The organism is Pontimicrobium sp. IMCC45349 (assembly GCF_047219225.1).
Taxonomy (GTDB): domain Bacteria; phylum Bacteroidota; class Bacteroidia; order Flavobacteriales; family Flavobacteriaceae; genus IMCC45349.
The window spans coordinates 3,147,249-3,161,146 of record NZ_CP178208.1 but is presented as its reverse complement, the minus strand read 5'-3'; the positions used below and the strand labels follow the sequence as shown (position 1 = coordinate 3,161,146).

The following is a 13,898-nucleotide window of genomic DNA, read 5'->3' as shown; positions in this document are numbered from 1 at the left end:
AAATTAGAAGTGAAATACACTAAAAATAAACAGATTAAGATTATTTTTATACTAATAAAAAATTGCGTTATGAAAATAAAATTAACTACAATTATATTATTTGCTGTAGTATTAGTTGCTTGTAATAGTACCAAAAATATAGCAACGCCAGCAGCATTAGCAAAAGTACAAGCCATAGTTGATAAAGATACTTTGCGAATTGAGGTCTATAGTGCACAACCACAAACATCTTCTTTAATTGGAAATACTGGATTATTACCACCTGGAGATTCTGGATCTAATATTAACCTTATGGGTAATGAAAATTATTTTATTAAAACAGGTGATAGTTTATCTATATACTTGCCATATTTTGGTGTACGACAAATGGGTGGACGTTTGGATAGTGATAAAGTTGGTATAGAGTTTAAAGGTGTACCTAAATCAACTGATTATAATTTTGATTCTGATAAGAATTTGCATGTTTATGATTTTAAAATAAATAAAAGTACTGAGACATTAGATGTTGAGCTTATCATTTATCCCAGTTTAAATGCTGATATCAGAATATTTAGTAGCCATAGAACAAACATAAATTTTCGAGGAAAAATAATTGAATAGTTTTTGGGGTTAACAATAAAACAGCGATCATTATGCATCAAAAAGGAGTGTTATATATATGAATTCTTTTTGATGTTTTAAAGTTCTATTTTACATAATATAAATTATAGTACAAATGTCAATATTTGTTGTTTATGTGTTGTATGCCATTTGTAAGCTATAATTCTATACTATGTAAAATATCCCAGAATCTGAAGTAATTCTTTTTAATATCTAGTACTTAATATTTATAAAATGAAAAAGAAATGAGAAAGAAAGTTCACTAAATAAACTTTCTTTCTCATTTTATTATTTAATCGTAAAAGAGGCTGTTAATCCAACACTAAAATTTAAAGGCAGATGTTGCACACCAAAAATAGCACGTGAATGCTTTCCTTTTTCTTCTAGAATTTTTAAAAACAAATCTGAAGCACCATCTACCACTTTTGGCGCTTCATCCCAATTACTACTGGCTTGATAATATACATCTATATGATTTAAACCTACTAGCTTATCAAAACCTACCTTTTCCTTTATTTGTGCCAGAACATTCATTGCACATAATTCCATTGCTTTATAACCTTCTTCTGTAGAAAGCTCGTTACCAAATCTTCCTTTATAGAAGTGCTCCTTGTTAACTATTGGAAATTGGATTGCTAAATATGCTACATTCTCTCTAATGTTAACCGATACATATGATCCGCCAGGTGTTGATGGCTCAGGCAGTTCTAAATTATATTTTTCTAAATTTTCTAAGGCTGTCATAGTGTCTTTTTTCTATTGATAATCTGTGTAACCTTGTGCGCCTGGTGTATAGAAAGTCTCTGCATCTGGACTAACCAATTTTTGATTGTTCTGTAATTTTTCTACAAAATTAGGATTTGATATAAAAGGTCTACCAACATAAACTAAATCCAATCCACTATTAATAATAGCTTCTCCTTTTTCAATTGTATTCACATCACCACCAGATATTATTGTGCCTTTAAAATTTTCCTTAATCGTTTTTTTGATATCTGTAGTAAAATCTGGTGCTCCAAAAGCTACTCTTTGATCAACCACGTGAATATAGGCCAAATTAAGCAATGCTATTTGTTGCGACATATAAATAAAAGTGTCCTCTAACGCATCATAGTTGGATTCCAAATCATTAAAAGCACCATAAGGCGAAAGACGAATTCCTACCCTGTCTCCTCCTATTGCATTGGCTACTTTTTCAGCAACTTCTAGAACGTATCTGCTACGATTTTCTATACTACCACCATAATTGTCTTCTCTTTGGTTAGATTTAGGATTTATAAACTGATTTAATAAATACCCATTAGCTGCGTGTAATTCAATACCATCTATTTCGGCCTCATTAATAAGGCGTTTTGCTGCAAGTACAAACTCATCTTGGCTCGACTTAATCTCTTCAAGTGTCATGGCTTTAGGAATCTCATGAGGGACAAAACCATCATTATCTGTAAACATTTCTCCCGAAGCTTGAATTGCAGATGGAGCAAGTGTAATAGCGCCATCTGGCATATTTACTTTAGCTGTAATTCTACCTGTATGCATTAATTGTACAAATATTTTGCCTCCTTTAGCATGTACTGCAGTAGCAATTTTTTTCCAACCTTCAATTTGTGCGTCAGAATATGCTCCAGGAATACGCGGATATCCAATTCCGTTTGGTGAAGGTGAAGTCCCTTCTGAAATTATGAGTCCTGCAGTAGCTCTTTGTTCGTAATACTCTGCCATTAGTTCGTTTGGAATATTATCAATTGCTCTAGACCTTGTTAATGGTGCCATTACAATTTTATTTTTTAATTCTATGTTTCCTAAAGAAAACGGTTTAAATATGCTCATTTTTTGATATTATTAAATTAATAGTTTCCAAAAGTAACTATTAATAGTATATAAAAGATATTTTTATAGATTTGTAGCGAATAAAGTAGTAACCAAATGGTAACTAATATGGGAAGAAAACTAATTGAAAACTATAATGAGTGTCCTATTACCCACTCCATGAATATTGTTGGTAATAAATGGACATCGATAATTGTCTATACATTAGCAGATAGAAAATTAAGGTTTGGTGAACTTGCTATTAGAATTGATAAGATTAGCAGAAAAGTGCTCTCTAATGAACTAAAAGAAATGGAGCAAAGAGGTATTATTAATAGAGAATCTTATGCAGAAACACCACCAAGAGTCGAATATTCTTTAACAAAGAAAGGAGAAGATTTATTACCTATATTAAATCAGTTGTGTGCTTGGAGCAAAGGCATTGATCTGGATTCTGATGATCAAAGCAATTGCTCTACAACTTAAAATTTTGGGTAAACATAAGTTTCAAAATAATTTATAAAGAATTTCAACTCGCATATTGACATCTATTATACTGATCTAAAATAGGATCTAGAGGGTTAAATTAAATCAGCGACATCGTATTCATGGCACAATGCGCTATAATTACTGACCATAAATTACGCCCTAATTTCACATAAGCGATTCCCATAACAATTCCAACTAAAGCTACTGAAATTGAACGTTCTGAGATATCATAGGAATGTCTAAATCCCCAAATACACGCTTGAAAAATAATAGCAATTGCAGTTCTAAACTTTACATTAGATAATAAACCTTCAACCCAAGTAATTAAGAATCCTCGTTCTAATAATTCTTCTAAAGCCGATTGTAACCACACAAACACAATAACTGAAAACACATAAGCATAATCGCCATTACTCAGGCTATAACCTGTAATAGTGCCTTTAGCAGCTTCACTACTTGCTTTAGCTACAGCAAATTGATCTTGTATAATATTAAAAATAAGAAACGTAGCTATAACCGTAATAAAAATTACTCCTGAGTGTAAAAGCGTCTTCTTTATGTTTTTGGGACGCGCTAATCCTAAAGCTTTCCAAGTGATACCACGTCTTTTCATCATTAAGGTGGCAACAATTAGTGTTGTTCCTGAGTATAGAAAACCTGTAACCAAATAATGTGAATTAGGAATAGACGTTTCCCTAATTAAAAACATGATAGCGATGTAAAGGATAATCTCAATGAGATAACTTAACCTTGATTCTTTTTTTTGTTCTACTCTCATTTTACAAATCTTTATTTAGTTTTTTCTTGAAGCGTTCTAAAGTCGATTGAAAAGAACTTAACAATCTGTGATCATTCTTTTTAGCTAAGGCAACCGCTTTTTCGTAGTTTTTGAGTGCCAAATCGTATTGTTTGTTTTTTTCATAGGCTTCTCCCAGACTGTCATACATATTAGCTTCATTAGGGAACAAATGCGCATTTAATTTAAAAAGTTGAATAGCAAATTCAAGGTCATTTTCTCTAACAAATTCATAAGCAATCATATTTAGTCGTTGTGGATGTTTTAATGAATACTTGTGTTTTGTGATGTATTGCGCAATGGCATCAAAATGGTCCAGACTTGTTATCGTTTCTTTGTTCTTATAGATAAAAAAACGCAGTCGTTCTTTAGGTAATTGATAGTCTTCATCATATAATATATCTTCAATATAATGCGCTATATTTCTAGCAATCATATCATAATTGGACAATACGATAATGGTGTATTTATCCTTTAAATACCTCGAAAAATAAGACGAAAACCCAGGCATGCCTCCACTATGACCAACAACAAGATTATCTTGTCTGTTTTCTACTTGAAATGCTAATCCATAAGTAACCTTTAAAGCTTTAAACATCTCTTTTTTTGAGGTTTCATTAATTAAGCTAGAACTGTAAAGCGATTGATCAAATTTGAGCATATCTCCTACTGTAGATAGAATACCTCCATCTGGATATGGTGTACTACTTAGAAAGTTATTATTCAAATGTTTTCCTGAAATAGATTTCAAATAGCCTGTTGCTCTATTGCTGACCACTTCATCTCCAAATCTCATGGCTGTGTTGTGCATTTGCGTAGGCTCAAGAATGTTTTTAGTGATATATTCAGCATAAGATTGTCCTGTGATGTGCTCAATCACAGCACCTAATAGAACCATTCCCGAATTGGAATACGAAAAGCGTTCACCAGGTGTTGTAAATTCCAATTTTTGATCATAAATAATCGGTAGCAAATCGTCGATGGTTCTGTATTGATGTCTGTTCGATCGATAGTCGGGATGCCTCATATAGCGTCCGACTCCAGAGGTATGCGACAATAAATGATAGATTGTAATTTCATTCCCCAGAGGAAAGTCTTTTAAATAGCTAACCACAGGATTATGAATATTCAGTAGTCCCTTTTCATGCAATTGCATTATGGACACGCCTGTAAACATTTTGCCCATTGAAGCGGTGTTAAACTTAGTATCCAAATTGTTTTTTATACCATAGCTCTTATTGGCATCTCCAAAGGCTTTGGCGTATAAAACTTCGCCGTCTTTAGCCAGAAGTATAGTTCCAGAAAATTGATCTAATACCACATGTTTTTGTAGCATTTCTTCAATCTTGTCATTGGTGGTTTGCGCAGATAATACTTCGGATAAACAAAGCAAAACGATAATTAGTACTCGAATCATTGATGTATAGTTTTAAATGAATACATCAAAATTGAGGAAACGCTACTCCATTTTAAAGTGAAATAGATATCTAGGAATGATAAATAGACGTTTGCCTAGATTTTATCTATTATTGAAAATCTGAATTTACAAATTTTAAAAAGGCCTCTTTATACTTATCGGAAACCGGAATATAAGTATCTCCAAAAACTATACGATTGCGCTCAATAGTCGTAATCTTTTTTAAGTTGACCATAAAGGAACGATGCACACGCATGAATTGTTTTTTAGACAACTCCTCCTCCAAGGATTTCATGCTTTTTAATGTGAGAATGGGCTTTTCGGAATGGACCGTATAAAACTTTAAATAGTCTTTGAGCCCTTCTACATAAATCAAATCTTTCAAATCAATTTTCATCAATTTGTAATCCGATTTCACAAAAATATAATCGTCAATTGGTGCCTGATTAGAGGTTTGAAGCATCTGTTGCTTTGCTTTATTAGCTGCTGTAAAAAACTCGGAATAGCTTATGGGTTTCACTAAATAATCAATAGCATTGACCTTATAACCTTCTAAAGCAAATTCTTCAAAGGCAGTGGTAAAAATGACCTTAGTCTTTTGGTTTAAGATCATTTTTGACAACTCCATTCCCGATAGGTTGGGCATTTGAATATCGGTAAAAATCAAATCTACAGTTTCTTTCTCTAGAATTTCAAACGCAGCAATGGCATTAGTACAAGCCGCAACCAACCTTAAAAAAGGCGTAGATTCTACATAACCTTTTAATAAATTAAGCGCTAAAGGCTCGTCATCAATCACAATACAGGACAGCATTATTCTTTATATTTAAGTATTAATTGGGCCATATAGGCATTGTTTTCTTGGGTGATATGCAAGCTAAACCGATTGGGATATAACAACTCCAACCGCTTTTTTAGATTGTCTAAACCTATTCCAGAATCGGTAATGGTACCTTTTTCAGGGAAATACGAATTCACAACAGTATAGCTTATATGATGGTTTTCAATCTCTAAATCGATCTTAATATAGCTCTTTTTTATGGCGTCTATACCATGTTTAAAGGCATTTTCTATAAAGGTAATCAAGATTAGTGGCGCGATTTGTATGGGCTGATTAATAATCGGAAAGTTCTTTTCTAGGGTTAAATTTGAAGGCACACGCAATTGTATCAAAGCGATATAACGCTCTAAAAATTCTAGTTCTTTGACTATGGATACCTTATGATTAGAAGCCTCATGCAACACATAACGCATCATTTTGCTCATGGTATGTATGGATTGTTTGGCCATATTGGGCGACTCATCTACCAAAGCATAAATATTATTTAAGGTATTAAACAGAAAATGTGGTTGTACCTGATATTTTAAATATTTAATCTCAGCATTTAACTGGGTTTGCTTCACCTCTTGCAGTAGCAACTGTTGTTTATGGAATTGTGTAGAGACTTTTAATCCTACACACATACCAATACCTAAAATTATAGGCAAAATCACTTGAACCGTAGTCATCGCACCACTTCTTATCTCACGAATTGGCTGACCATTATGCGAAGGATGGAATATAGTAAAATCTACAAGATAGCCAATGAGTACATACAACAAGACAATGAGTAATATGTTTAACCCGTAAAAGATGACTTTTTTATCTCCTAAAAAAAAGCGATCTACCAAAACGAAATAGTTTAAATAAAAAGCAACTAAAATGCTCGTTAAGGATAACCAATTTCTATAAATAAGATAGGAACTATCTAAGGAGGCTAAAGGATATAGAAATAAGACCAACCATAAAAAGCAATGCAATAGGACTTTTAAATACGTCATTTTTGAATATAAAAGAACTAAAATACTACAAAGCTAATTAGCACTATAGTTTTATCGCTGTTTTTTGAGATCTAATAGAAGTTTGTGGGGATTTTATAGATGAATTGGGGATATATGAGGCTGTTTAAATTTAAAGCACATTAAAAACCATAAACTTCTAAAATATGGTGGATTATTTCTCCTACTGATTTAGTCAAAATTTTATGAGGTCAAAATAATTTTAGATTACTAATTATATAGAATCTTATACTATATTTGCTACTTATGAAGACATTAATGGAAACATATTCTATAGCACAAATGTTAATATTTGTTATTTATGTATTGTATGTAGCTATTTCAAAGGAATTTTAAATTCCCAATTCCAAGTTTCATAATTGTATCTGGAAGTAAGAACTAAATTGTCAATATAGAATTCCTTTTGATAATTACTAGTTTTTAATAGTTCTAAACTTTCTAGCATCATTGTTCTATTTTTAAACTTGGAAATAGTAATATGTGGTGTACTAGATAACTTTAAAGAGTTCAATTTTCTATGTAAATCCCTAATCCAAATAATTTTTAAGAACTTTTGAAGCTCATGAAACTTAGAAGATTTTTCAATATTAATATACAAAGTATGTGAGTTGTTAAAAACACCAAGATTATTAGCTTTTAATTTAAACTTTGGAATTTGAGACAATTGATTGAAAGCTTTTTTCAGGATATTCTCATATGACATATCCATTAAAAACTCTCCAATAGTTATATGTGGAATTGAACAAGATAAAGGTTGCTTGCCAAATACATTTTTCACTTTGTTTTTATAATTAATTGCATCGTTAAAAACGGGATTCTTTGGTACGATTCTTAAATTATATATTTTTATTGTAGACATAACAAATGCAACTTTGCGTCTCTAATGTATAACTATATTTTGTCTAATTACTATTCTAACACTCCTTATTTAATTTAAACTATTATAGTAATAAACCGAGAGTCTGAAGTTAAACTCCCAGTTATTCACTATAATAATCTTAAGGCAAATTAGTTAAAAGGCTTATTGGTTTCAAATAAATTATAAAGTATTTCTTGAGATTCTTTAGGTGTAACTTCTTTAAAATAACCCAATACATCTTTTGATGTTGGGTATCTTTTGGTCTGTGATTTTAGTAATCCATCTTTGGTATTCCAATCTTTTAGGAAGCGTTGTAAAGCAAGATTCACCTTCTCTTCTCCAATCATTTCTTGTAAATTATACATGGCAATAGCGCCTTTATTATAATACACAAAATCTTGTGCTTCTACTAAAGATAATGAGGCTTCCATAGTTGCTTTTTTGCGTTCTCTATCATAAATCTCCTTTTGTAATTCTAAAAACTGAATGGTTTTTTCCTTTCCGTATGTTTTCTTCAATACCATAACAGCTGCATATTGTGATAGGGTTTCTAAAACAAAATTACGTCCTTGTACATTAGCTGCTTCTATTTGCATTCCAAACCATTGATGCGCAACTTCATGTGCTGTAATATAGAACGCCATATCTACATCAGTTTCGTCATTGAGATCTAATACAAATCCTAAGGCTTCAGAAAATGGAATAGCACCAGGAAACGATTGTGCAAATTGCTGATATCTTGGAAACTCCATGATTCGTAATTGTTCATATTGATATGGACTGAAATTATTACTATAATAACTCAGAGACACTTTCATGGCATCCATCATTCGATCTACATTATAGTCATGTTCTTCATGATGATATATTTCTAAATCTACTGAAGTCCCCTTGGTTTTCCAGATGTCCTTTTGTATTTCATATTCCGCAGATACAATGGAATAAAAATTAATAATGGGTTCTATAGTTTTGTAATGAAAATAATTGCGATTGTCCTTTTTCCATTGTTGTTGCAATTGTCCTGAAACAATGGCAGTTTGCCTTTCATGAGTCCCAATAATCACTTCTAAATTAATGCCATCGGAATCGCTACCTGAACGTGCATTTACCAATTCGTTTTCATTATCAATCTTAGGCTTATTTGGTCTTGATGGTAAGCCATAATCTATTCTATCATCTTCATTAGATATTTCATATTTCCTATTATAACCTAAGGTTGGTAAAACTGTATTATCTATAAAGGTTCCATTATATACCATTCTGGTATCTGGTCGTCCTTCCTTAAATCCTTTTGGGATATAAGTTTGCCTAAAATTCATGGTTACAGTTGCATTTACTTCTAAAGGTTTCGATAATCTATAGATGGTATAATCAAATTCGGAATATTTAGTATCAGCCTCTGCTCCTCCTTCAAATCTTATGTCTTTTAGTACAACATGTGATGCAATTAACTTTTGAATATGAATTTCATGGATTGGTGAATTGGTGGTGTTTTTCAAAATATAGCTTCCTTTTATATCATAACTTCTTTTGCTTGGATATAACTCCACTTCTAAGTTGACGTCTGTTATTTTTGGTTGAGGCACATATTCTAAAGGTTTTAATGTGTTTTCATAGTTCACCCTAAATCGCTTTTGCTCATCGCTAGTCCAATAGTCATTTAATACATTCGTATTATAAAAGATATAAGCTCCAACACTTATAAAAAATACTATTAGTGCACTGCTTACGTATAAGATTGGCTTGGTCAGCTGATGCTTAAAGGTTCTTATGCGTTGCCATAAACTAGATGCGGTTCCTCTATTCATAATTAATGCGCTAATTATTAAGAGAAGTATTCCGAATAACAACCAATATACTTTTGTCCATAGATAAGAAGGTAACAAATGGCCATATCCATTCATGTCTGAATATGCACCTAGTGTTTTACCTCCAAATTTGTATAAGCCATGTGTATATCCAAAAGCTTCGGTTACCATATTAAGGATAAAGAATATTAATGTGAAAATGATGCCAATAAACTTATTTTTACTGATGGCTTGAAAGAAAAAAGCGATGATCGTATACAAGATTAAAAACGGAAGAATTTCGACAAAGAATCCAAAACAATAAACGCCTAACTCAAATTTATAATAACCACTTACAGCCTGAAATGATACACCTGTTATGATTAAACTTATCATAATAATTGCGTAGATATTAATAAGTGAAATAAGCTTACTTGTGAGGCTAATGATACTGCTAATTATTGTAGAGTCGTTAAGAACAAATATGTTAGTGTTGCGTTCTTTCCAAATAAGTTCTCCAGAATAGAATAATAAAATGATAATGAAAAAGTACATGGACATCTCTTGTAATTCGGCAATAATAAAATGTGTAGCAGGATAACTATCTACACCATATGTTGTACCTAAGTTTACCGAATTGATAAGAATGATGATGATTCCGCAAATCACAATGGCCCAAAAAGCGGTTTCTTTTAAAAGTAATCGTGTATAAAATGTAGTCAATTCCAGTAATTGGATCCATTGCGATTTTAGTCTACTTTGTACAGTAATACTCGGAATGGTATATTCTGTATTTGAATGCTCTTTGCTTGATTTGACTGGCTTCAGTTTCTTTTTTTGGGATTTAGCTAAGGCACTAAACGAAAATTTTCGATAGCCATACATCAAAATTAAAACACCTAAGCCAACCCAAAGTACTTTGCTATGAAGTAATATGCCTTCTAATGAAATGTTTGTCTGATTTCGTTCTAAAACTGTCCAGTCTTTAGATACTTGTGTTAAAGTGGTTAATGAAAATGGATCTAATAAGCCTTGTAAATATTCATTTGTAATGGCTTTTGTGAGCATAAACACTACAAAAAGAAAAATTCCTTGGGTATATACGACTAAGAGTTTTTTGCTTAGCATACCTGAAACAAAAAACAAACAAGCTCCAAAAAACAAACTTGGCAATACAACTACCATAAAAGGTTGCAGATAGTGAAATGCATTAAATGCTAACATGTGTTCCGCTTTATGCCATGGCATTTGTGAGCCAATCATCATTCCGAACAACAAACCACTAAAAACAAATAATAAAACTACAGAAGACCCTAAAAATCGCCCTAGTAGATAATCACGTTTAGTAATGGGATTTATAAACAATAAAGCTTCCATATCATACTGAAAATCTCTTAAAACGGGAACACCCATAATCATAGACGCCATAATCATAAATATTCCTGTTAGCGCTCCCATAGCTTTTGCTATAACCAATGGCGCATTCTTTTTCATTAATCCGAGTTCTACACCTTGAAAGATAAAATCAACACCAAAAATTGAAAACAACAACAGAAAACCAAAGAAAATGTAGGTCTCTGGACGTTTGACTCTATATTTTAGTTCAAATTTGAATATTTCGTACCACATAATTTTAGTTTTTAGTATTCGTTAATTTGCGAGAAATAGACATCTTCTAAACCAGCTTCAACAGGTACAAATCCATCACCTAAAGGAGTTTCATTATACACTTGGATAATTGGTTTTCCTAGGAATAACTTATCATTAATCACCTTATATTCGCTCTTGTAATAATCTAGTTCTGTGCGTAGAATATTTTTTTGATAAACCTTTCCTTTCAATGCGTCTATTAACTCTAAAGGCTTACCTTTTAACACTACTTGACCTTTATTAATAATGGCCATATTGTTACATAGCTCTTTAATATCTTCTACTATATGCGTTGAGAAAATAACGATGGTGTCCTCAGCAATTTCACTTAAAAGATTATAGAAACGGTTGCGCTCCTTTGGATCTAATCCAGCAGTTGGTTCATCAACAATCAATAAAGTTGGATTATTCAATAAGGCTTGAGCAATTCCAAAACGTTGTTTCATGCCTCCTGAAAAGCCTCCTAAATTTTGCTTTCTTACTTCATATAAGTTGGTTTTGTGTAATAATGATGTTACGATTTCATGACGTTCTGTTTTAGAGGTAATACCTTTTAGAACCGCGAGATGGTTTAACAAAACTTCGGCAGACATTTTTGGATAGACTCCAAATTGTTGTGGCAAGTAACCTAGCACTTTTCTTATGGCGTACTTATTACTTTGCACATTTAAACCATCTAATACAATAGTGCCTTGATCTGCATCTTGGAGTGTTGCAATGGTACGCATTAAAGTAGATTTTCCTGCGCCATTAGGTCCTAATAAACCAAACATGCCTTTAGGTATTTCTAAAGACACATTTTGAAGTGCCTTAACGCCATTGTCATAGGTTTTACTTAAATTATCAATAATGAGTTGCATAACTATTCGTTTTATGATTGATGAAGCAAACGTACTAGAGAAGTCTTAGTTTTTATAAAAAGTGGGATGTATGTACTTTAAGCCAGCACATAAATACATTGAAGTGTGATAAAGTAGGTTTAATACACTTTTAAAGACGTTCGCATACAGATAAAAGGCGTTTATCAACTTATTTGTACGCAGGATTATAATTAATTATTATTGCTTTATGAATCTTAAAATTCGACATAAAAAAGGAATATTTACCATGCGTAATTTTAGAATTGCGCTTGTGGTCATTGGGTTTATCATTGTGATTTTCAATGACACTTTAGGTAAAAAAGAAGGGTTTGTTGAATTCCTTCTTTTATATTTCATTGCAATAATTATTACCGTTGCACATTGGTTATTTGTGAACATAAAAGCTATAGTTAAGCTGAAAAATGAAAAAACAAAAACCGAATTGATGCATTTACAATCTCAAGTAAATCCGCATTTCTTCTTCAATATGCTGAACAACTTATACGGATTGGTTGATAAAGACAGTAACAAGGCAAAAAAACTGATTTTAAAACTATCCGATATGATGCGCTATAGCATCTATGAAGGCCAAAAAGATCATGTGACTTTACAACAGGAAATTGACTTTATCCAAAACTATATTGAGCTTCATAAAATGCGCTATCATAAAACAATTGATATACAATTTGATATCGATGTTGAAGATGAAAATTTAAAATTGATGCCCTTACTTTTTATTATATTGGTAGAAAATGCGTTTAAGCATGGTGTAGAAGTTTTAAGAAAAGATGCATTTGTACATCTTTCTCTTGTTTCTAAAAAAAATGAAGTTGTCTTAAAGATTGAGAACAATTTTGATGTAGAAACTCAAAGTGATAAAGGCATAGGACTAGAGAATTTAACACGTAGATTAGAATTGGTTTATCCTAAAAAACACGAATTTTCAAATTCTATTGAAAATGATATATATAACGCGACATTAACTCTTAAGTTATGATGAAGTATTTAATAATAGATGATGAACATATCGCACATGATATCATCAAAGGGTATTGTGATGCTTTACCAAACCTTTCCTTTGTAGGCCACTGTTATGATGCTATTGAAGCTATGGAATACTTACGTAACCATAAAGTGGATTTAATTTTCTTGGACCTAAACATGCCCAAGCTAAAGGGATTTGATTTTTTAAAAACCTTACAAAATCCACCACATGTTATTGTCACTACAGCCTATCAAGAGCACGCTTTAGAAGGTTACGAGCTTAATATTGTAGACTATTTACTAAAGCCTTTTAGTTTTGAACGTTTTATAAAAGCCATCAATAAAATTGAAGTCAAGTCACAAAAAAGTGAAGTAACGACGTCTAATATCAAAAAGGAAGAGCAAAGCTTATTTTTAAAATCGAATAAAAAACGCATACAAGTGAAACTAGCTGATATTCTTTTTGTTGAAGCTATTGGTAACTATGTGAATGTAGTTACCTCAAATTCTGAAATCCAAGTTCGAGACAAAATATCAGATATCCTTAGTTTACTTCCAAAAGATGCGTTTTTTCAAGTGCATAAATCATTTCTAATAGCAAAAACACATATCAATGAAATTGAAGGCAATAGAATTTTGATTAAAGATTTTAAAATTCCAATTGGTAAAGTTTATAAAAACAATGTGAATAAACTTCTTATGTAATTGATTCCTATTTAATGCTTCTATCCTTTTTAGGAATCAAAAGAACATTTTAGGCTCTTTTACATAAATTGACAGTCTTTTGACACTTTTTTGACACCTATTA

At 31.7% G+C, this 13,898-nt stretch carries 13 protein-coding genes; 4 read left to right on the top strand and 9 right to left on the bottom strand.

Features of this window, described 5'->3' with window-relative positions; translation table 11 throughout:
* Nucleotides 1-69: 69 nt before the first annotated feature.
* Complete coding sequence (locus ACLII3_RS14565; RefSeq protein WP_412985064.1) at nt 70-600, top strand: DUF4251 domain-containing protein; 531 nt, start codon at nt 70-72, stop codon at nt 598-600.
* A 288-nt stretch (nt 601-888) separates the two neighbouring features.
* Here ACLII3_RS14565 and ACLII3_RS14560 read toward each other — a convergent pair whose 3' ends face one another.
* Complete coding sequence (locus tag ACLII3_RS14560) at nt 889-1,344, bottom strand: RidA family protein (RefSeq protein ID WP_412985062.1); 456 nt, start codon at nt 1,342-1,344, stop codon at nt 889-891.
* A 12-nt stretch (nt 1,345-1,356) separates the two neighbouring features.
* Complete coding sequence (locus ACLII3_RS14555; protein ID WP_412985060.1) at nt 1,357-2,430, bottom strand: alkene reductase; 1,074 nt, start codon at nt 2,428-2,430, stop codon at nt 1,357-1,359.
* Nucleotides 2,431-2,538: 108 nt separating this feature from the next.
* Between ACLII3_RS14555 and ACLII3_RS14550 the strand changes: the two genes are divergently transcribed.
* Entirely contained in the window at nt 2,539-2,895 is a 357-nt protein-coding gene (locus ACLII3_RS14550; RefSeq protein WP_412985058.1) for a winged helix-turn-helix transcriptional regulator, read from the top strand.
* Between the two features lie 100 nt (nt 2,896-2,995).
* Here the strand turns inward: ACLII3_RS14550 and ACLII3_RS14545 are convergent, their stop codons facing one another.
* From ACLII3_RS14545 to ACLII3_RS14515, 7 genes are all read right to left on the bottom strand, one after another.
* Nucleotides 2,996-3,676, bottom strand: coding sequence for a CPBP family intramembrane glutamic endopeptidase (locus ACLII3_RS14545; protein WP_412985056.1), 681 nt, complete (start codon nt 3,674-3,676; stop codon nt 2,996-2,998).
* A gap of 1 nt (nt 3,677) precedes the next feature.
* Complete coding sequence (locus ACLII3_RS14540) at nt 3,678-5,111, bottom strand: serine hydrolase (protein WP_412985054.1); 1,434 nt, start codon at nt 5,109-5,111, stop codon at nt 3,678-3,680.
* A 109-nt stretch (nt 5,112-5,220) separates the two neighbouring features.
* Nucleotides 5,221-5,925: a LytR/AlgR family response regulator transcription factor gene (locus tag ACLII3_RS14535; protein ID WP_412985052.1), complete on the bottom strand. Its 705-nt coding sequence runs from the start codon at nt 5,923-5,925 to the stop codon at nt 5,221-5,223.
* On the bottom strand, nt 5,925-6,782 hold the full coding sequence (locus ACLII3_RS14530) for a sensor histidine kinase (protein ID WP_412985050.1): 858 nt from the start codon (nt 6,780-6,782) through the stop codon (nt 5,925-5,927). Before ACLII3_RS14530 ends, ACLII3_RS14535 begins: the two co-directional genes overlap by 1 nt.
* 484 nt (nt 6,783-7,266) lie before the next feature.
* Nucleotides 7,267-7,809, bottom strand: coding sequence for a 2'-5' RNA ligase family protein (locus ACLII3_RS14525; RefSeq protein WP_412985048.1), 543 nt, complete (start codon nt 7,807-7,809; stop codon nt 7,267-7,269).
* Between the two features lie 149 nt (nt 7,810-7,958).
* Nucleotides 7,959-11,225 (bottom strand): M1 family aminopeptidase, encoded by a 3,267-nt coding sequence (locus ACLII3_RS14520; protein WP_412985046.1) that lies wholly within the window; start codon nt 11,223-11,225, stop codon nt 7,959-7,961.
* An 11-nt stretch (nt 11,226-11,236) separates the two neighbouring features.
* Nucleotides 11,237-12,106 carry an ABC transporter ATP-binding protein gene (locus ACLII3_RS14515; RefSeq protein WP_412985044.1) on the bottom strand — a complete coding sequence of 290 codons (870 nt, stop codon included), beginning with the start codon at nt 12,104-12,106 and terminating at the stop codon, nt 11,237-11,239.
* 208 nt (nt 12,107-12,314) lie between these two features.
* On the opposite strand from ACLII3_RS14515, the gene ACLII3_RS14510 reads away from it, so the two are divergent.
* Together ACLII3_RS14510 and ACLII3_RS14505 are read left to right on the top strand one after the other, a co-directional pair.
* Entirely contained in the window at nt 12,315-13,103 is a 789-nt protein-coding gene (locus ACLII3_RS14510; RefSeq protein ID WP_412985042.1) for a sensor histidine kinase, read from the top strand.
* Nucleotides 13,100-13,795 (top strand): LytR/AlgR family response regulator transcription factor, encoded by a 696-nt coding sequence (locus ACLII3_RS14505; protein WP_412985040.1) that lies wholly within the window; start codon nt 13,100-13,102, stop codon nt 13,793-13,795. The genes ACLII3_RS14510 and ACLII3_RS14505 overlap by 4 nt, the downstream gene beginning before the upstream one ends.
* Nucleotides 13,796-13,898: the final 103 nt, after the last annotated feature.